The 19531-nt window shown below is 68.5% G+C and carries 18 protein-coding genes; 9 read left to right on the top strand and 9 right to left on the bottom strand.

Features of this window, described 5'->3' with window-relative positions; genetic code table 11:
- Positions 1-158: 158 nt before the first annotated feature.
- Entirely contained in the window at positions 159-1124 is a 966-nt protein-coding gene (locus E8D38_RS21165) for a LysR family transcriptional regulator (RefSeq protein WP_140635295.1), read from the bottom strand.
- 111 nt (positions 1125-1235) lie between these two features.
- Between E8D38_RS21165 and E8D38_RS21160 the strand changes: the two genes are divergently transcribed.
- From E8D38_RS21160 to E8D38_RS21150, 3 genes are read left to right on the top strand one after another with little or no spacing between them, the layout of a single operon-like run.
- Entirely contained in the window at positions 1236-1937 is a 702-nt protein-coding gene (locus E8D38_RS21160; RefSeq protein WP_140635293.1) for a pirin family protein, read from the top strand.
- 31 nt (positions 1938-1968) lie between these two features.
- Positions 1969-2574, top strand: coding sequence for an NADPH-dependent FMN reductase (locus tag E8D38_RS21155; RefSeq protein ID WP_140635291.1), 606 nt, complete (start codon positions 1969-1971; stop codon positions 2572-2574).
- A gap of 34 nt (positions 2575-2608) precedes the next feature.
- Positions 2609-3319, top strand: a complete 711-nt coding sequence (locus E8D38_RS21150) for a DUF599 domain-containing protein (RefSeq protein ID WP_140635289.1) — start codon at positions 2609-2611, stop codon at positions 3317-3319.
- Here the strand turns inward: E8D38_RS21150 and E8D38_RS21145 are convergent.
- Positions 3283-4044 carry a sulfurtransferase gene (locus E8D38_RS21145; RefSeq protein WP_140635287.1) on the bottom strand — a complete coding sequence of 254 codons (762 nt, stop codon included), beginning with the start codon at positions 4042-4044 and terminating at the stop codon, positions 3283-3285. The two genes, E8D38_RS21150 and E8D38_RS21145, sit on opposite strands and share 37 nt — an antisense overlap.
- A gap of 59 nt (positions 4045-4103) precedes the next feature.
- Here E8D38_RS21145 and E8D38_RS21140 point away from each other — a divergent pair, with 59 nt between their 5' ends.
- The 4 genes from E8D38_RS21140 to E8D38_RS21125 all read left to right on the top strand — a co-directional run bounded on the left by E8D38_RS21140 (position 4104) and on the right by E8D38_RS21125 (position 9998).
- Positions 4104-4487 (top strand): VOC family protein, encoded by a 384-nt coding sequence (locus E8D38_RS21140; RefSeq protein WP_140635285.1) that lies wholly within the window; start codon positions 4104-4106, stop codon positions 4485-4487.
- A 66-nt stretch (positions 4488-4553) separates the two neighbouring features.
- Positions 4554-8075 carry a DNA polymerase III subunit alpha gene (dnaE, locus tag E8D38_RS21135; RefSeq protein ID WP_140635283.1) on the top strand — a complete coding sequence of 1174 codons (3522 nt, stop codon included), beginning with the start codon at positions 4554-4556 and terminating at the stop codon, positions 8073-8075.
- A gap of 120 nt (positions 8076-8195) precedes the next feature.
- The gene (locus E8D38_RS21130; protein WP_140635280.1) at positions 8196-8606 is read left to right on the top strand and encodes a hypothetical protein; all 411 of its coding nucleotides are present in this window, start codon (positions 8196-8198) and stop codon (positions 8604-8606) included.
- Between the two features lie 81 nt (positions 8607-8687).
- Positions 8688-9998: a patatin-like phospholipase family protein gene (locus E8D38_RS21125; RefSeq protein ID WP_140635278.1), complete on the top strand. Its 1311-nt coding sequence runs from the start codon at positions 8688-8690 to the stop codon at positions 9996-9998.
- On the opposite strand, the gene E8D38_RS21120 is transcribed toward E8D38_RS21125, so the two are convergent.
- The 3 genes from E8D38_RS21120 to E8D38_RS21110 all read right to left on the bottom strand — a co-directional run bounded on the left by E8D38_RS21120 (position 9899) and on the right by E8D38_RS21110 (position 12115).
- Positions 9899-10219, bottom strand: a complete 321-nt coding sequence (locus E8D38_RS21120; protein ID WP_140635276.1) for a ComEA family DNA-binding protein — start codon at positions 10217-10219, stop codon at positions 9899-9901. The genes E8D38_RS21125 and E8D38_RS21120 overlap by 100 nt on opposite strands.
- Positions 10220-10229: 10 nt before the next feature.
- Positions 10230-11207 (bottom strand): GMP reductase, encoded by a 978-nt coding sequence (locus E8D38_RS21115; RefSeq protein ID WP_140635274.1) that lies wholly within the window; start codon positions 11205-11207, stop codon positions 10230-10232.
- A gap of 233 nt (positions 11208-11440) precedes the next feature.
- A complete protein-coding gene (locus E8D38_RS21110; protein WP_181179318.1) occupies positions 11441-12115 on the bottom strand; it encodes a hypothetical protein in 675 nt (224 codons plus the stop codon).
- On the opposite strand from E8D38_RS21110, the gene E8D38_RS21105 reads away from it, so the two are divergent.
- Positions 12110-14467 carry a UvrD-helicase domain-containing protein gene (locus E8D38_RS21105; protein WP_140635269.1) on the top strand — a complete coding sequence of 786 codons (2358 nt, stop codon included), beginning with the start codon at positions 12110-12112 and terminating at the stop codon, positions 14465-14467. The two genes, E8D38_RS21110 and E8D38_RS21105, sit on opposite strands and share 6 nt — an antisense overlap.
- 119 nt (positions 14468-14586) lie before the next feature.
- The gene (locus tag E8D38_RS21100; protein ID WP_140635267.1) at positions 14587-16431 is read left to right on the top strand and encodes a PhoX family protein; all 1845 of its coding nucleotides are present in this window, start codon (positions 14587-14589) and stop codon (positions 16429-16431) included.
- Between the two features lie 112 nt (positions 16432-16543).
- Here E8D38_RS21100 and E8D38_RS21095 read toward each other — a convergent pair whose 3' ends face one another.
- From E8D38_RS21095 to E8D38_RS21080, 4 genes are read right to left on the bottom strand one after another with little or no spacing between them, the layout of a single operon-like run.
- Complete coding sequence (locus E8D38_RS21095) at positions 16544-17293, bottom strand: FecR family protein (RefSeq protein ID WP_140635265.1); 750 nt, start codon at positions 17291-17293, stop codon at positions 16544-16546.
- Positions 17268-18191, bottom strand: a complete 924-nt coding sequence (locus tag E8D38_RS21090) for a BPSS1780 family membrane protein (protein WP_140635263.1) — start codon at positions 18189-18191, stop codon at positions 17268-17270. Before E8D38_RS21090 ends, E8D38_RS21095 begins: the two co-directional genes overlap by 26 nt.
- The gene (locus E8D38_RS21085; protein ID WP_140635261.1) at positions 18188-19150 is read right to left on the bottom strand and encodes a homoserine kinase; all 963 of its coding nucleotides are present in this window, start codon (positions 19148-19150) and stop codon (positions 18188-18190) included. Before E8D38_RS21085 ends, E8D38_RS21090 begins: the two co-directional genes overlap by 4 nt.
- Positions 19151-19162: 12 nt before the next feature.
- Complete coding sequence (locus E8D38_RS21080) at positions 19163-19498, bottom strand: DUF2782 domain-containing protein (protein WP_140635259.1); 336 nt, start codon at positions 19496-19498, stop codon at positions 19163-19165.
- Positions 19499-19531 lie beyond the last annotated feature (33 nt).

Genomic DNA, 19531 nt, shown 5'->3' with positions numbered 1-19531 from the left:
CATGCGCCCCCAGGGACCCAAGCCCTGCGGGTGATCCCAGGAAACGGGCGCCCTCCGCGTTGCAAATGCTCAGCGGGGGAGTCGCCCCGCTTCCGCTTTGCGCCTTGATGGCGCCCGTTTCCTGGGTCACGTGAGGCTCCAAATAGCGTTAACAGGCCCTAGAGGATGAGCCCTTCGTGCTGCTCCAGCAGCGCCCGCCGCGTGGCCGGGCTTTCGAGCTGGCTGAGCCACCACGCGAGGGCCAGGCCGGGCCGCTGCCCGGTGTTGCGCCAGGCGTAGTTGAGCCGGAAGGCAGGACGCTCGACTTCGGTCTCCTTCTGCACCAGCCGGCCGGCCTCGACATGCCGGCGCACCAGCGGCTCGGGCAGCGAGCCGCAGCCCAGCGCGCGCAGCAGTGCCTCCAGCTTGGCTGCCATCGAGGGGACGGTGAGCACGTCCTGGCCGGGCAGCACGCCCACGGTGATGGGCGCGAGGTCCCGCGCGGTGTCGGCCACCGCCACGATGCGGTGCGCGGCGATCACGGTCGGCGACAGCGGCTCCTTCACTGCGGCCAGCGGGTGGTGCGGCGCCACCACGAACACGAACTGGATGGGCCCGAGCGTTTCGCAGTGCACCGACGGGGCCGGCGTGTGGTCGCCGGTGCCGATGGCGATGTCGGCCTCGCCGGAGAGCAGGGCCTCCCAGGTGCCGGACAGCACCTCGTTGCGGAACTTCAGGCGCGTGGGCGGGCCGGCCTGGTTGCTGCCTTCGGGGCGGATCTCGTAGAACGCCGCCGTGAGGTCGAACAGCGCGCGCGGGGCGATCACGTTGTCCACCGCCAGCGTGAGCTGCGTTTCCCAGCCGGTGGCCACGCGCTTGACCCGGTTGGCCACCGCGTCGATCTCCTGCAGCAGGCGCCGGCCTTCGTTGAGCAGCTCGCGGCCGGCCTCGGTGAGCTGGGCCTGGCGCGAGCGGCGGTCGAACAGCAGCACGTCGAGCGCGTCTTCGAGCTGGCGCACGCTGTACGTCAGGGCGGACGGCACCTTGCCGAGTTCGCGGGCGGCCGCGGCAAAGCTGCCGGTGCGCGCGATCATGTCCACCATGGTCAGGGCTTCGGGGGTGAGGGCGTTTCGGCGATCCGTCATGTCGCGTCCGTTGAGGCGTTTTGAATGATGCCATCAAGGCATCTCGCTCCTGCGTGCCGGGGTGGCTCCTACATTGACTCCATCGAGAGAGCGCAAACGAAAGGAGCCCGAATGATCACTCTGCGCAAGTCCAGCGAACGCGGCTATGCCGACCACGGATGGCTCAAGAGCTTCCACAGCTTCTCGTTCGCCGACTACTACGACCCGGCCCACATGGGCTTCGGCAACCTGCGCGTCATCAACGAGGACCGCATCGCGCCTGGCACCGGTTTCGGCACGCACGGGCACCGCGACATGGAAATCATCAGCTATGTGCTCGAAGGCGGCCTCGGCCACCGGGACAGCATGGGCAACGGCGCGACCATCCAGCCGGGCGACGTGCAGCGCATGAGCGCCGGTACCGGGGTGCGCCACAGCGAGTTCAACCACGCACCGAACGACACCACCCACTTCCTGCAGATCTGGATCCTGCCCGACGAGGCCGGTGTCGCCCCGGGCTACGAGCAGAAGCACTTTCCGGAAAGCGCCAAGCGCGGCCGCCTGGCCCTGGTGGCCTCGCGCGAAGGCGAGGCCGGCTCGGTGAAGCTCCATGCCGATGCGAAGCTGTACGTCGGCCTGTTCGAGGGCGACGAGCGCGCGAGCCTCTCGCTGGGCGAGCGGCGCCTGGGCTATGTGCACGTGGCGCGCGGCTCGGTGGTCGCCAATGGCCGGCCGCTGCAGACCGGCGACGCGCTGCAGCTGACCGGCGAGTCGTCGGTCGAGCTGTCGGGCGGGCAGGGGGCCGAGGTGCTGGTGTTCGATCTCGCACGCTGATTCAACCTGACTCACAACGACGGAGGCACTGATGAGCAACCACGACGTCAAGCTGCTGGCGATGGCCGGCAGCTCCCGCAACGGCGCCTTGAGCGGCAGGCTCCTGCGTGCCGCGACGGATGCGGCGCGCGAGGCCGGCGCGGAGGTGACGCTGGTGGACCTGCGCAGCCTCGCGATGCCGGTGTACGACGGCGATCTCGAAGCGAGCCAGGGCGCGCCGGATGGCGCCCGCCAGCTGCGCGACCTGTTCGCCAGCCACGACGCGCTGCTGTACGTCACGCCCGAGTACAACGGCTTTCCGACGCCGCTGTTCATCAACGCCTTCGACTGGCTCTCGCGCGTGGCGGCCGAAGGCGACAAGCCCTCCGGCCTGGCGGCCACGGCGCTCAAGCCGGCAGGGCTGCTTTCAAGCTCGCCGGGCCCGCTGGGCGGCCTGCGCAGCCTGAACTTCACCCGCCAGTACCTGTCGATGGCCTTCGGCATGCTGGTGGTGCCGCAGCAGTTCGCCCTCGGGCAGGCGCACAACGCCTTCGACGAGGCCGGCGCGCTCAAGGAGCCGAAGCAGCAGCAGATCGTGGCCGGCGTCGTGCGGCAGTTGCTGCAGGTGGCCTCCGGCCTGCGCGTGGCCAGGCCGTAGGGCGCGGCGCGGCATGGCGCTACAGTGACGCGCCATGAACACCGTGCTGCTGCTCATCCGCCTGCTGCCCTGGTACGAGTGGCTGGCGCTCGTTTGGTTTTTCGCCGCCTGGGCGGGCTATGCCAACTTCGCGAAGCGCCGCGCCACGGTGCGCCCGTCCATCCTGGCGGCCACCAACCGCATCCGCCGGCAATGGATGCTGCAGACCACCAAGCGCGAGGTGCGGGTGGTCGACGGCGTGGTGGTGCAGAACCTGTCCACCAGCCCGAGCTTCTTCGCCTCCACCACCATCCTGATCATCGGCGGCCTGCTGGCGCTGCTGGGCGCCGGCGAAAAGGCCAGCGAGCTGGTGCGCGACCTGCCGTTCGCCGCGCGCACCTCGGCGATGGTGTTCGACCTGAAGCTGGCGCTGCTCACGGCCGTGTTCGTGTATGCCTTCTTCCGCTTCACCTGGAGCATGCGGCAGTACACCTTCGGCGCGCTGCTCATCGCCTCGGCGCCCGAATACGCCGAGTTCGATGCCGGGGCCGCCTCGCGCGAGCAGTTCGCCGACAAGGCCGGCCGGGTGATGGGCATGGCCGCCGAGACCTTCAACGACGGCCTGCGGGCCTACTACATGAGCTTTGCCGCGGTCGGCTGGTTCTTCTCGCCGCTGGCGTTTGCGCTGGCGACCGCGGGCGTTGTGTACGTGCTGTACCAGCGCGAATTTCACTCCGAGGTGCTGGCGGTGCTCGCCTCCGAGTGAGGCCGCAGGCCGGGGTCGAGCCCCTCGCGCTCGTCGAACACGAAACACTCGCCGTGCCAGTGCCGGCCGCCCACCTGCTCGAAGTACTTGAGGATGCCGCCGTCGAGCTGCAGGGTGTGCTCGAGTCCGGCCTCGCGCATGAAGATGGCGGCCTTCTCGCAGCGGATGCCCCCGGTGCAGTAGCTGACGATGGTCTTGCCGGCGAGCTCTTTCTTGTGGGCCAGCAAGGCTGCCGGGAAGTCGCTGAATCTCGCGAGACGCCAGTCGATCGCATGGTCGAAGGCTCCGGCATCGACCTCGAAGCCGTTGCGGGTGTCGAGCATCACGACTTCCCGGCCTTCGTCGTCATGGCCGGCGTCGAGCCAGCGCGCCAGCGTGGCGGCGTCCACTGAAGGCGCCCGGCCGCTTTCCGGGCGTATCGCCGGGTGGTTCATCCGGATGATCTCGCGCTTGCACTTGACCAGCATGCGCCTGAAGGGCTGGTGCTCCGACCAGCTTTCCTTCACTTCGAGATCGGCGAAGCGCGTGTCGGCATGCAAGGTGTCGAGGAAGCGGCGCACCTCGCCCGGCGCGCCGGCCAGGAAGAGGTTGATGCCTTCTTCGGCCAGCAGGATGGTGCCCTTCAGGCTCAGGGCGAGGGCGGTGTCGAGCAGGCGTTCGCGCAGCGTCTGCAGGTCGGGCAGCGTGACGAACTTGTAGGCGGCGATGTTGAGGATGGCGGGCACGCGCGCATTGTAGAAAGCGCCCGGGTGGCTATCTTTGGAGCACACCGCAGGAGACCGCCATGCTCGCCACCGCCCCTGTCACCACCATGCTGCCGGTCATCGACATGGCACGCGCGCGCGACTTCTACGAGAACAGGCTCGGCTTCGTGGCCGGCGGGCTGAAGGCCGACGGCAAGTTCGCCTACCGCTGCGCGGGCGGCGCCACGCTGGCGCTGTTCCCCAAGCCCGAGGGCACCAAGGCGGAGCACACGGCGGTGAGTTTCCAGGTGCAGGACATCGACGCCGCCATCGCGGCGCTGAAGGCCAGGGGCGTGGTGTTCGAGGACTACGACTTCCCCGACTTCAAGACGGTGAACCACGTGTGCGTGCTGGGCGCCGAGAAGGCCGCCTGGTTCAAGGACACGGAAGGCAACTTTCTTTGCATCCACCAAGACATCGCGTGAAGCGGTGAACAGTGCGGGCCCGCGCCGCAGCGGGCGGGGCGTGGCCAGCTTCCTACAATGCCGCCCATGCCTTTTGTCCACCTGCGCACCCACACCGAGTTTTCCGTCGTCGACGGCACCCTGCGCATCGACGACGTGGTCGATGCCGCCGCGGCTGACCGCCAGCCGGCGTTGGCGCTCACCGACCTGAACAACCTGTTCGGCGCCGTCAAGTTCTACAGCGCCGCGCGCAAGGCCGGCGTGAAGCCGGTGATCGGCGCCGACGTGCTGATGGAACCCGAAGGCGGTGACAAGCACCCGAGCCGGCTGCTGCTGCTGATCCAGAACATCGACGGGTACAACAACCTGTCGGAGCTGCTCGCGCTCGGCTGGACGCAGGGGGTGCAGAGGGCCCAGGCCAACATCCGCTGGGAATGGCTGGAGCGCTACAGCAAGGGGCTCATCGCGCTGTCGGGCGCCGACCTGGGCGCCGTGGGCCGTGCGCTGCTGGCCGGCGACGCCGCACGCGCCGAGGCGGCGGCGCAGAAGCTCGCCGCGCTGTTCCCGCAACGCTTCTACATCGAGATCCAGCGCGCCGGGCTGGCCAGCAACGAAACCCATGTGCGGGCAGCCGTGCCGCTGGCGGCGCGGCTGCAGCTGCCGGTGGTGGCCACCCACCCGGTGCAGTTCCAGACGCCCGACGACTTCGAGGCGCACGAGGCGCGCACCTGCATCGCCGAAGGCGAAACCCTCACCAACCCGCGCCGCGTCAAGCGCTTCTCGCGCGAGCAGTATTTCAAGACGCAGGAGCAGATGTGCGCGCTGTTTGCCGACCTGCCGTCGGCAGTGGCCAACACCGAACTGATCGCGCAGCGCTGCAACCTGAAGCTCACGCTGGGCAAGCCGCAGCTGCCCAACTTCCCGACGCCGCTGCTGGCCGACGGCACGCGCATGCCGATGGAGGACTACTTCCGCCAGCTTTCGCACGAGGGCCTGAACGAGCGGATGGTGCACCTGTATCCCGACGAGGCGGAGCGCGAGCAGCAGCGCCCGCGCTACGTGGAACGCCTGGACTTCGAGATCAGCACGATCCTGAAGATGGGCTTCCCGGGCTACTTCCTGATCGTGGCGGACTTCATCAACTGGGCCAAGAACAACGGCTGCCCGGTGGGCCCGGGGCGGGGTTCGGGCGCCGGTTCGCTGGTGGCCTATGCGCTGAAGATCACCGACCTCGACCCGCTGCGCTACAACCTGCTGTTCGAGCGCTTCCTGAATCCGGAACGGGTGTCGATGCCCGACTTCGACATCGACTTCTGCCAGGCCAACCGCGACCGGGTGATCGACTACGTCAAGGACAAGTACGGCCGCGAGGCGGTGAGCCAGATCGCCACCTTCGGCACCATGGCCGCCAAGGCCGCGCTGCGCGACGTGGGCCGGGTGCTCGGCATGGGCTACGGCCACGTCGACAGCATCGCCAAGCTCATTCCTGCGCCGCCCGGCAAGACCGTCACCTTGAAGCGACCGGGCGACAACCCCGACTCCGGCGTGATCTACGCGCGCAAGGAGGCGCCCGAGATCGAGCAGCGCGAGGCAGCCGAGGAAGAGGTGGCCGAGCTGCTGGCGCTGGCCGAGAAGGTCGAGGGCATGGTGCGCAACATCGGCATGCATGCCGGCGGCGTGCTCATCGCGCCGGGCAAGATCACCGACTTCTGCCCGCTGTACATGCAGCCCGGCAGCGACTCGGCGGTGAGCCAGTACGACAAGGACGATGTCGAGGCCATCGGCCTGGTGAAGTTCGACTTCCTGGGCCTGGCCACTCTCACCATCCTCGAGATGGCGAAGGAGTTCATCGTCGCCCGGCATGCGGACCGGAAGGACTTCGCCTTCGAGAAGCTGCCGCTCAACGACCGGGCCACCTACCGGCTGCTCTCCGAAGGCAAGACGGTGGCGGTGTTCCAGCTGGAAAGCCGCGGCATGCAGGGCATGCTGCGCGACGCGAAACCCAGCGTGTTCGAGGACATCATCGCGCTGGTGGCTCTGTACCGGCCGGGCCCGATGGACCTGATCCCCAGCTTCTGCGCCCGCAAGCACGGCAAGGAAGAGGTGACCTATCCGCACCCGCTGATGAAGGAGGTGCTGGAAGAGACTTACGGGATCATGGTCTACCAGGAGCAGGTGATGCAGGTCGCCCAGCGCCTGGGCGGCTACTCGCTCGGCGGCGCCGACCTGCTGCGCCGCGCCATGGGCAAGAAGAAGGCCGAGGAGATGGCCAAGCACCGGGTGCTGTTCGCCGAAGGTGCGGCCAAGAACGACATCAACGCGGACCTCGCCAACGAGATCTTCGACTTGATGGAGAAGTTCGCGGGCTACGGCTTCAACAAGTCGCATGCGGCGGCCTATGCGCTGCTGGCGTATCACACGGCCTGGCTGAAGGCGCACTACCCGTCCGAATTCACCGCGGCCAACATGAGCGTCGCGATCGACGACACCGACAAGCTCAAGATCTTCCATGACGACGCGGTGGCGCTCGGGCTCACCTTCGAGCCGCCGAACATCAACACCGGCACCTACCGCTTCGAGCCGGTGGGCGACAAGGTGGTGCGCTATGGCCTGGGCGCCATCAAGGGCACGGGGCAGGGCGCCATCGAGTCCATCGTCGAGGTGCGCAGCCAGGGCGGCCCGTTCCGCAGCTTCTTCGACTTCTGCGCCCGCATCGATCGCAGCCGCGTCAACAAGCGCGTGGTCGAGGCGCTGGTCAAGGGCGGGGCGTTCGATGCGCTGCAGCCCGACCGCGCTGCGCTGCTGGCCAGCATCTCGCTGGGCTTCGACTACGCCGACACCCAGGCCGCGCATGCCGACCAGGGCGGCCTGTTCGACTTCGGCGACAGCGGCGGCCACGGCTCGTCGACGCAGGAGCCGGAGCTCGTGCCGGTGGCGCCGTGGAGCATCAAGGAGCGGCTCACCCACGAGAAGACGGCCATCGGCTTCTATCTCTCGGGCCACCTGTTCGACGAATACGAGCCCGAGGTGCGGCAGTTCGCCAGGCGAAAGATCGCCGACCTGGTCGACAGCCGCGAGCCGCAGATGATGGCCGGCATCGTGAGCGACCTGCGCTTCGTCAACGGGCAGCGCGGGCGTGTGGCGATCTTCAAGCTCGACGACAAGACCGACGTGATCGAGGCGGTGGCCAACGAGGAGCTGATCAACGCCAACAAGGAGCTCTGGAAGGACGACGAACTGCTGATCGTGCAGGGCAAGGTGCAGCCCGACCGCTTTTCGGGCGGCCTGCGGCTCAACGTCCAGCAGGCCTGGGACCTGGGCACCTCGCGCTGCCGCTTCGGCCGCTACCTGCGGGTGGCGGTCAACGGCAAGGCGCCGCCGGTGGCCGATCTGCTGAGGGAGTTTCCGCCGCGGCGGCAGAACACCGAGCAGGGCGACCTGGTGCAGGGCCTGCCGGTGCGGCTGCTGCTGGAGCGCAGGAACCCGGTGCTCGCCGCCCAGGGGGAACTCGACCTGGGCGAAGAATCACGCTTCTTCCCAAGCGATGCGGCATTGGCACGCTGGCGTGACGGATCTCACGGACAGTCGGCCGTGGTCGTCTACGAATAACCGCTCCGACACGTCTGCTGACACTTTTGCTACCGGTAAAGATGGGAAAATTGCCCACTCTTGTCGGCGGCCTGGTCGCCCGAGACGTTGAAACTGCGTGTTCCCACTGAAGGACCGTTCATGAAGAAGCAAGCTTTCGCCCTTTTGCTGGCCGCGGCTGCCGTGGCTCCCGCCATGGCGCAGACCAACGTCGGCGTGTCCGTGTCGGTCAACCAGCCGGGCCTGTACGGCCGCATCGACATCGGCAACGTGCCGCAGCCGCCGGCGCTGATCTTTCCGCAGCCGGTGGTGATCCAGCAGACCCCGGTGGTGATGCAGAGCGCACCGATCTACATGCATGTGCCTCCTGGGCACGCCAAGAATTGGGCGAAGCACTGCGGCAAGTACGGCGCGTGCAACAGGCGCGTCTATTTCGTGCAGGAGGGTTGGTACAACGAGCACTACGCGCCGCGGCACAAGGGCGGCGACCACGGGGGCTCGAAGCACAAGGACAAGGGCCACGGCCACGGCAAGGGCCACGGCAAGGACTGAAGCGTCCCGGCCCGCCCATACTGCACAACGGCTCGGGCTGATCCCGAGCCGTTTGCGTCTGGGCGTCCCTACACTGGCCGCATGGTGAACGACAGCAGCCCTTCCAACCTCACCACTGGCCTGATCCTCACCGGCGGCGGCGCACGCGCCGCCTACCAGGTGGGGGTGCTGCGGGCCATCGCCCGCATCAAGCGGCATTGCCGCGCAGTGCGCGCCGGCAACCCCTTCCCGGTGATCGCCGGCACTTCGGCCGGGGCCATCAATGCCGCGGCGCTGGCCTGCGGCGCCGACTACTTCGAGAAATCGGTCGAGCGGCTGAGTTCGGTGTGGATGAACTTCCATGCCGACCAGGTGTACCGGGCCGACTCGTTCGGCGTCATCCGCACCGGCGCCAAGTGGCTCACCATGTTTTCGGTCGGCTGGGCGCTGGCGCGCTGGCGGCGTGCACGGCCCCGGTCCTTCCTCGACAACACGCCACTCGAGGCGCTGCTGCGCGACCTGGTACCGCTGCAGCGCATCCCCGAGGTCATGCAGGGCGGCCACCTGCAGGCGCTGGCGGTCACCGCCTCGAGCTACACCTCGGGCGAACACGTGACCTTCTACGACGCGGTGCACGACATCGAGCCGTGGACGCGTTCGCAGCGCATCGCCGTGCGCGACACCATCACCACGCCGCACCTGCTGGCCTCGTCGGCCATTCCGTTCGTCTTTCCGGCGGTGGAGCTGCCGCTGCAGGGCAGCTGGGAATACTTCGGCGACGGCTCGATGCGCCAGGCCGCGCCCATCTCTCCGGCGGTGCACCTGGGGGCCGAGCGCATTCTCGTCATTGGTGCCGGTCGCCTGCAGGAGCCACCGGGGCGCCGGCCGGTGCGCAGCGAATACCCCAACGTGGCGCAGATCGCCGGGCACACGCTGTCGAACATCTTTCTCGATGCGCTGGCGGTGGACGTGGAGCGCCTGCAGCGCATCAACAACACGCTGTCGCTGCTGAGCGCCGAGGCGCGCGCCAAGACGGCACTGCGGCCGATCGACGTGCTGGTGATCGCTCCGAGCGAGCGGCTCGACGACATCGCCGCCAGGCACTTGCAGGACCTGCCGCCGGCGATCCGCGGCATGCTGCGCGCGCTGGGTGTGTCGGGCGAAGGCGCGACCGCGCGCGGCGCGGCGCTGGCCAGCTACCTGCTGTTCGAGGCGAGCTACACCCGCGAACTCATCGCGCTGGGCGAGGCCGACACCCTGGCCAGGCGCGCCGACGTCGAGAAGTTCTTCGGCTGGAAGCGGCCCGAGCGCACTCAGCGAGGTGCCGACGCGGGCGCATCGGGCGACAGCATGCCGGCGCCGCTGGACACCATGCCGGCCCCGTTGACGGTGAGCCCGGCATTCGACAACTGAGCCGCCTTCGCGGCGCGCAGCCCTTTCACGCGTGCCGCGAGGTCGGCCCAGTCCCTGAACGGCCCGTGTTGCGTGCGCTCGGCGAGGATCTGCTCCGACAGCCGGGTGCCGATGCCCTTGACCATCTCGAGCTGGGCCTGGCTGGCTTCGTTCACCTCGATGGCGAGGGCCGCACCGCAGGCCAGCAGGCCGCCCAGCACCAGGGACAGGTTTCGCAGCATCGGCGGCCCCTTACATCAGCAGATGCTCGCCGGCGTTTTCGCCGCCGAGGATCACGTAGTTGACCTTGCGCAGGTCGCCCAATGCCTTGCCGCCGGCATACGAGATCGAGCTCTGCATGTCTTCCTGCATCTCGCGCAGCGTGTCGGCCAGCCTGCCCTTCACCGGCTCCAGGATGCGCTTGCCTTCGACGTGCTTGTACTCGCCCTTGTTGAAGTCGGAGGCCGAGCCGTAGTACTCCTTGTAGAGCTTGCCGTCCACCTCGACCGTCTGGCCCGGCGACTCTTCATGGCCTGCGAACAGCGAGCCCACCATCACCATGGCCGCGCCGAAACGCACGCTCTTGGCGATGTCGCCGTGATGGCGGATGCCGCCGTCGGCAATGATGGGCTTGGTGGCCACGCGTGCACACCACTTCAGCGCGCTCAGCTGCCAGCCGCCGGTGCCGAAGCCGGTCTTGAGCCGGGTGATGCACACCTTGCCCGGGCCGATGCCCACCTTGGTGGCGTCGGCGCCCCAGTTCTCGAGGTCGATCACCGCCTCGGGCGTGCCCACGTTGCCGGCGATCACGAAGGTCGAGGGCAGCATCTTCTTGATGTGCTCGATCATCTTGCGCACGCTCTCGGCATGCCCGTGGGCGATGTCGATGGTGATGTAATCGGCGCCCACGCCCTCGGCGGCCAGGCGGTCGATCACGTCGTAGTCGGGCTTCTTGACGCCCGAGCTGATCGACACGAACAGGCCCTTGTCGCGCATGCGCTTCGCATAGGCCACGTTGTCGAGGTCGAAGCGGTGCATCACGTAGAAGTAGCCGTTGGCGGCCAGCCATTCGCTGATCGGCTCGTCGAGCACCGTCTTCATGTTGGCCGGCACCACCGGCAGCTTGAAGCTGCGGCCGCCGAATTGCACCGAGGTGTCGCACTCGCTGCGGCTTTCCACGCGGCACTTGCGCGGCAGCAGCAGGACGTTGTCGTAGTCGAAGATTTCCATGTGAGTTCCAAGGCTCCGGTTGCAGATGGGCGGGCGGCGCGTTGAGGCAGTGCGCGGCCCAATGGCTGCGAGCGCTTGACTTGGAGACCCGGCGGTCCGGCGAGGCCACGAGCGGGCGTGGTGCGGACACAAAAAACCGGGCGCCAAAATTTGGGCCCGGTGGCGCATTCTACGCCGGTCGATCTGCACGGCGGCTCGAAAAGCCCATGCAGGTTCGCACGCTTCGCTGCACCTCAGCGCTTCGGGCAGGCTTCCTGCGCCACCGCCAGCACGCGTCCGTCGGCCGCCTCGACCCAGCCGATGCCTACCAGTCGCTCGGGCTGCGCGCCTTCGCCGACCCGCAGGGCCCGCAGGTGCTGCACCGGTTTGCGCGGCGACAGCCCGTCCAGCGGCAGCGGCCCGGCCACCGAGCGCACCAGCTGCCGGGCGACGGCAGTGCCCTCCTCTCCGGCTGGGATCCGCTCCACCAGCGCCAGCCAGCCGCTGCTGCCGGCCGGCGCCGGCGCGCCGCGCACCGAAAGCTGCAAGCCGAAGTAGCCGTTCCAGGCCGGGCCGCCTTGAACCTGCAGGCGCGGCGCAGGTGCGGGCTTGTCACGCTGCTCGCTCGCCCCGGCACGCTGGGCGCGTTCGACTGCCTCCGGCAATGCGGCCAGCGACAACGGAGCCGCGTCGCCCTGCGGGCTGGGGACGATCCAGTCGAGCGCCCAGGTGCGAGCCGGCAGTGCCGCCTCGCCGGCGGCCTGCCAGCAGGTCTCGCAATCGGCCGGGACGAACCGCTGCAGCAGGAGCGTTGCGGCGGGCGGGCAGGGGGCCGGCTGGGCCTGGGCGCAGGCGGCAGCAATTGGCAGCAGCCACAGCACGTGGCGCAAGGTCGAGAACACCGCGACTCCTAGAATCCGTGGATGCATTCCGAGCATTCTGTCGAAGACGGCCACGCCGTGCCCGCGGGCCTCCTGGCCAACCTCAACCCTGAACAACTCGCCGCGGTGACGCTGCCGCGCGGCAACTCGCTCGTGCTGGCAGGTGCGGGCTCGGGCAAGACTCGGGTGCTGACCACGCGCATCGCCTGGCTGCTGCAGACCGGGCAGGTGTCGCCGGGCGGCGTGCTCGCGGTCACCTTCACCAACAAGGCTGCCAAGGAGATGCTCACCCGCCTGGGTGCGATGCTGCCGGTGAACGTGCGCGGCATGTGGATCGGCACCTTCCACGGTCTGTGCAACCGATTCCTGCGGGCGCACTGGAAGCTCGCCAACCTGCCGCAGGGCTTCCAGATCCTGGACAGCCAGGACCAGCTGTCTGCGGTGAAGCGCGTCATCAAGGCGATGAACCTCGACGAAGAGCGTTTCGTGCCCAAGCAGGTCACCTGGTTCATCGCGGGCAGCAAGGAAGACGGCCTGCGGCCGGGCGACATCGAGGTCACCGACGGCCAGACGCGCACGCTGGTGCAGATCTACCAGGCCTATGAAGACCAGTGCCAGCGCGAAGGCGTGGTCGACTTCGCCGAGCTGATGCTGCGGGTGTACGAGCTGATGCGCGACAACCAGGCGGTGCGGGAGCACTATCAGCGGCGCTTCCGGCACATCCTGGTCGACGAATTCCAGGACACCAACCGCCTGCAGTACGCCTGGCTCAAGATGTTCGCCGGCCCCGAGAGCAGCGTCATGGCGGTGGGCGACGACGACCAGAGCATCTACGCATTCCGCGGCGCGCAGGTGGGCAACATGTCGCTGTTCGAGCGCGAGTTCCGGGTCGAGCAGGTCATCAAGCTGGAGCGCAACTACCGCAGCTTCGGCAACATCCTCGACGCCGCCAACGAACTCATCAGCCGCAACAGCCGCCGCCTGGGCAAGAACCTGCGCACCGAGGCCGGCCCGGGCGAGCCGGTGCGGGTGTATGAATCGACCAGCGACTTCGCCGAGGCGCAGTGGTTCCTCGAAGAAGCGCGCCAGCTCATCCGCGACGGCTCCACGCGCAGCGAGATCGCGGTGCTCTACCGCAGCAATGCGCAGTCGCGGGTCATCGAATCGGCGCTGTTCAACGCCGGCATGCCGTATCGCGTGTACGGCGGCCTGCGCTTCTTCGAGCGGGCCGAGATCAAGCATGCGCTCGCCTACCTGCGCCTGATCGAGAACCCGAACGACGACACCAGCTTCCTGCGGGTGGTGAACTTTCCGGCGCGCGGCATCGGCGCGCGCACGCTCGAGCAGCTGCAGGACGCCGCGCGTGCAAGCGGCCGCAGCCTCCACCAGAGCGTGGGTGCCGTCACCGGCAAGGGCGGCGCCAATCTCGCCGCCTTCAACGCGCTGGTCGATGCGATGCGGCAGGCGACGCACGGCCTCACGCTGCGCGACATCATCGAGCACACGGTGCAGGCCTCCGGGCTCGCCGACTTCTACCGCACCGAAAAGGAAGGCCAGGAGCGGCTGGAGAACCTGGCCGAACTGGTGACCGCCGCCGAAGCCTTCGTCACGCAGGAAGGTTTCGGCAAGGACGCGGTCGCGCTGCCGGTCGACGAGCAAGGCCCCGGCAGCATCGCCATCGGCGAGCCGCCGGCGCCGGCCGCCGCGGCCACCACGCCCGATTCCGAAACGGGCGAGATCATGTCGCCGCTGGCCGCCTTCCTCACCCATGCGGCGCTCGAGGCCGGCGACAACCAGGCCCAGGCCGGGCAGGACGCGATCCAGCTGATGACCATCCACTCCGCCAAGGGGCTGGAGTTCGACAACGTCTTCATCACCGGGCTGGAAGAGGGCCTGTTCCCGCACGAGAACTCGCTGTCCGACGTCGACGGCCTCGAGGAGGAGCGCCGCCTCATGTACGTGGCCATCACGCGCGCGCGCAAGCGCCTGTACATGAGCTTCAGCCAGACGCGCCTGCTGCACGGGCAGACCCGCTACAACATCAAGAGCCGCTTCTTCGACGAGCTGCCCGAAGCGGCGCTCAAGTGGATCACGCCGCGCGTGCAGGGCTTCGGCTCGGGCTTCGCGCGCGACTACCAGCAGGCCTGGACTCGCGGCAGCGGGCTGGGCTCCATCGTCGGAGCCGGTCGCGTGGCGAGCGAGCCGGCCTCGGTGCAGGCCTCGCGCGAAAAGGGCACGGGCTTCCGGGCCGGCCAGAGCGTGTTCCACACCAAGTTCGGCGAAGGCGTCATCGTGACGCTCGAGGGCAGCGGCGAGGATGCCCGCGCGCAGGTGAACTTCGGCCGCCACGGCATGAAGTGGCTGGCGCTCAGCGTGGCCAAGCTGACTCCCGTCGACTGAGGGCTGCGGCTTGCGTGCCGCTTCCCGCGTCGAACTGTCACGGGACCGACACGGGTTCGTAACAGGCGCTTCCTAGCATGCGCGGCGTTCACAACGACACCCCACGCAAGGAGTACCTCATGTCGTATCTCACCGACCGCGCTCGTGCCGAGGCGGCCGCCGCCAAGGGCCGCACCGAAGTCGACCACGTGCCCGGCCAGATGTTCGAGGACGTGCTGCAGCAGGCCAGGATGCAGCGCCGCGGCCTGCTCAAGGGCACCTTCGGCGCCTCGCTCGCCGCCGCCTTCGGCAGCACCGCGCTGACGGCCTGCGGGGGCGGAGACGACGACGCTCCGGCCGCGCCTTCGGTGAGCTACAAGGTCGAGTTCGACGGCGTGGCCGCGGTGACCGGCGACAGCGTCGTGGTCCCCGAGGGCTACACCGCGGAGGTGCTGTTCAGCGCCGGCGACGCAGTGGTGGCAGGCGCCACCGCCTACACCGGCACCTTCCTGGACTCCGCCGGCACCGAGCAGATCGCCGGCGGCAACCACGACGGCATGGAGTTCTACGAACTGCAGGGCGTGGACCCGAACAAGGGCGGCCTGCTCGCCATCAACCACGAACTGCCGGACTACCAGATCCTCTTCACCGGCGGCACCTACAGCGCGGCCACGGCCACGGCCGAGCAGAAGAAGATCGCGTTGTCGGCTGTCGGCGTGTCGGTGATCGAAGTGGCTGCCGGCGCCAACGGCAAGTGGGCGGTGAAGGCCAACTCGACCTTCAACAAGCGCTACAGCGGCAACACCGTCTACAACGTCACCGGCCCGGCTGCCGCCACGGTCGGCGCCACGGTGGTGGGCATGCTCAACAACTGCTCGAGCGGCCGCACGCCCTGGGGTACCTACCTCACCTGCGAGGAAAGCACCGACAACTACATCGACCCCACCCAGGCCGAGATCGGCTACGGCTGGGTGATCGAGATCGACCCGTACGGCACCCTGACGGGCGTGCCGGCCAAGCGCACCGCGCTGGGCCGCTTCGATCATGAGAACACTGCCTACATGCTCGACGCGAACAACAACGTCGGCATCTACATGGGCGACGACGGCACGCCGGGCTGCATCTACAAGTTCGTGCCGAGCAACAAGTACAACCCGGCCGACCGCGCCGCGAATGCCAACCTGCTGGACACCGGCACGCTGTACGCCGCCAAGTTCAACGCCGACGGCACCGGCCAGTGGGTCGCGCTGGTGCAGGGCCAGAACGGCCTGGTGGCCGGCGCACAGGACCCGGGCAACTACACGCAGAGCGTGACGCCGCCCACCCCGGTGACGATCGACTTCAACACCCAGGCCGACGTGCTCATCAACACCAAGGCGGCCGCCCGCGTGGCCGGCGCCACGCTGATGGACCGTCCGGAGTGGATCAGCATCGGGCCGGACAAGCGCATCTACGTGACGCTCACCAACAACGGCGGCCGGCAGGTCACCGACACGGCCAACCCGCGCGTCACCAACTCGCACGGCCACATCATCCGCTGGACGGAAGACGGCAACACGCCCACCGCCACCACCTTCAAGTGGGAGATCTTCCTGCTGGGCGGCGACCCGCGCCTGACCGCCAGCAACCTGCGCGGCAACATCAAGGGCGACACCTTCTCGAGCCCCGACGGCATCCGCGTCGACAGCCAGGGCCGCCTGTGGGTGCAGACCGACGCCAGCGCCGGCACGTCGATCACCAACACCTTCGGCAACAACTCGATGTACTACGTGGACGCCGAGACGCGCCAGTCGACCCGCTTCCTGGTGGGACCGAACGGCTGCGAGATCACCGGCCTCACCTACACGCCGGACCTGAAGACCTTCTTCATCAACATCCAGCATCCCACGGGCACCTGGCCGTCGAATGTGCAGGGCAACACGCTGCCCCCGCGCTCGTCGACCATCGTGGTGCGCCGCACCGACGGCAAGCCGGTGGGAGCCTGAGACAACAACAACCAGAACAACGAGTGGTCAGGCAGGGGTGCAGCCCTGCCTTCTGCGGGCTGGCGGTTTGCCGGCCCTTTTTGCTTTTTGCGGCCGTGGGCTGCGGGGGCGATCAGCGCGCCGCGGGGTGGGCGCCGGCCGGACGCTCGTCCATGTAGCCGCGGCCGTCCTTCACGCCCTTGCGGCCGAGCACTTCCCAGCGCGCGCGTTCGCCAACCAGCCGCGCCAGGAACTCCAGCTCTTCGTCGGTGTGGTTCAAGGCGGCGGCCGGCGTGATGAGCCGGCCGCCCTTGGGCTCGACCTCGGCCCAGAACGACTGGTGGTAGTCGGCCTGCGACAAGACACTTTCGCCGCGCGTTTCGAGCGCCACGGTGCCGTAGCAGTTGCAGAAGTAGCTGCGGCCGTCGGGCCGCACTTCGGTGTAGACGCCGGTGCCGCGGATGCCGGCGGTGAGGGTGGGCGTGCTCACCAGCCGCTGGCCGCCACGACCCCAGGCCGAGACCACGCCGCCGGTCAAGAGGCGCAGCAGCGACACGAAGTTGAGCGAACGGCCGCGCTCGACCCGCAGCCGGGTGTTCTGCCGCAGGTGGAAGGCGGCCGCGCCGATCACGAACACGAGGGTCGAGCCCGGGCCGGTCTCGACCGTGTCGCCGCTCTGGATGCTGTCTTCGCGGCGCAGGCGCTGCCCGTTGCCGAGCACGTCGCCGGTCATCTGCACGATGTTGGACAGGCCCTGGGCCTGCACGGCTGATGCGCCGCCGGCCGCTGCGAAGGCGGCGGCGGCCCGAAGGACGTCTCGCCTGCGCGTCCACAACAGCTCCGAGTCCCGGAGTCCTTCAAGTCGGTGGGCTTGCTGGCTCATCGCGGCTCTCCTCGCCCATATCGGACGGCGGGCTGAAACTGTCGACGAAGGTGAAGTACAGCGAGGCGTAGAAGACGGTCGAGAACATGAGCGCCGCCGGCATGACCGCGAGCGGCACCAATTGCGGCTGGCCGATGAAGACGAACAGCATCGTCGTGACGGCGCCGAAGGTCAGCACCACCACGCTCCAGGCCAGCCCGAAGCCGATGAAGGCGCCCAGGTTGCGCCAGCAGGCCACCGCGCTGAAGAACAGCGACTTCGTCACCGGCACGCCGCCCCAGTGGATGAGCGCCGGTGCGTGCCAGAACACCAGCGACAGCGGCACGATCAGCGCGAGCCGCAGCAGCAGGCTGAATTGCAGCTGCGGGTCTTCGATCAGCGCGCGATCGGCGCTGCGTGGCCGGCTGGCCGCAGGCGACTGGTCGGCCGGGGTGTCGGGCGTCGCCGGCTGGGCATCGGGCGCCGAAGCGGGTGCACCCTGCGGCGTGCCCTGCTGGGCCTCCTCCCAAACAGCCTGCTGCCAGCGTTCGAGCCGGTCACCGTCGATCGCGCTGATGAGCGCCACGACCAGCACGACGGCCAGCGTGTACAGCACGCCCAGCTTGGCAAACTCCACGCGCCTGGCGCGGCCGGTTCGCAGGGGCTCGAAGAACACGTCCGGCAGCGGGGCACGTCCGCGCAAGGCGCGTTCGGTGGCAAGCACGAAACCTGCCGACACGAGCGGCAGCGATGCGAGGAACAGCACCGGTCCCAGCCAGGGCAGCACCAGCAGCAGCAGCTCGCCGAACATGAACATCATGAACAGCCCGGTGAACGCCAGCGGGTAGCGGAAGAACACCCGAAAGCCGCTGCGCACCCACAGCACGCCTTCGCGAAAGCCCGCGTGCTTGAGCTTCATTCGGCGCGCAGGTAATGCCACGGCGTGCCGACGCGCTCGCGCAGCACCCGCTCGAAATGCGTGGGGTCGTGGGGCTTGAGCATCGAGGCCTCCCGCGGCAGGTGGAAATCCCACAGCCGCGAGATCCAGAAGCGCAGCGCGCCGGCGCGCAGCAGCGCCGGCAGCAGGCGCAGTTCGTCGCCGCTCAGTGCGCGTTCGCCGTCATAGGCGGCCACGAAGGCATTCGCGCGCTCCTCGTCGAGCCGGCCGGTGTCGATGTCGATGCACCAGTCGTTCAGGCACACGGCGATGTCGAACAGGAAGGCGTCGCAGCCCGCGAAGTAGAAGTCGAAGAAGCCGGTGAGCTCATGGCCTTCGAACATGACGTTGTCGCGGAACAGGTCGGCATGGATGGGCCCCTTCGGCAGCGCCTTGTAGGCGGCCGTGCCGGCCAGCGCCTGCTGGAATGCGAGCTCCTCTTCGATCAGCGCGCGCTGCGGTGCATCGAGATAGGGGACGACCACCGGCACGGTTTCCTGCCACCACGCCAGCCCGCGCAGGTTGGGCTGCTCGCGCGGATAGTCGCGGCCGGCTTCATGCATGCGCGCCAGCATGGCTCCCACCTGCTCGCAATGCTCCACGGCGGGCGCGAGCTGGTGGCCGCCCCGCAGCTTGTCGACCACCGCTGCCGGCTTGCCCTTGAGCGTGAGCAGGATCTCGCCGGTGCCGTCGGCCTGCGGCTCGGGCACCGGGATGCCGTGCCGGGCCAGGTGCTTCATGAGGTGCAGGTAGAACGGCAGCTGCTCGTGGGTGAGCCGCTCGAACAGCGTGAGCACGTAGGCGCCGCGTTCGGTGGTGGCGAAGTAGTTGGTGTTCTCGATGCCCGAGGTGATGCCCTTGAACTCGAGCAGGCGCCCGAGCTGCAGGCTCGTCATCAGCTTGGCGGCTTCGTCGAAGCCGACTTCGGTAAAGACCGCCATGGTGCCGGCGGCCTAGAACGTGAGGATGTGCCAGACGCGCTGGCCGGCCACGCCGCGGCTGCCGCTCTGGCTCAGGTCGCGCGAGCCTTCCGCCGGCAGCACCTCGTAGGGAACCGTGGTGCCAACCTTGGGCGTGACGGTGATGCGCCGCACCTCGCCGCGGATCCTGACTTCCTCGACCCGCGAACCTTCGTCCTCGATCTTCGTGTGCTGCACGGCGGGCTCGTTGGGCAGCGTCGCCGCGGGGCTGGCCGCGGCCGGCTGCTGGGCCCAGGCGGGCAGCAGCGCCGCAGCCCCGGACAAAGCCAGGCCGCCGACGATCTGGAGGGCGAAAGTGCGTGGGCTCATGGAAAACGATTGTAGGCGCGGGCTTACACCTCG

Source organism: Methylibium rhizosphaerae, assembly GCF_006386545.1.
In the GTDB taxonomy this organism is placed as follows: Bacteria; Pseudomonadota; Gammaproteobacteria; order Burkholderiales; family Burkholderiaceae_C; genus Pseudorivibacter; species Pseudorivibacter rhizosphaerae.
Note: the sequence above shows the minus strand (reverse complement) of the source record. Positions and strands in the feature narration are given on the sequence as shown.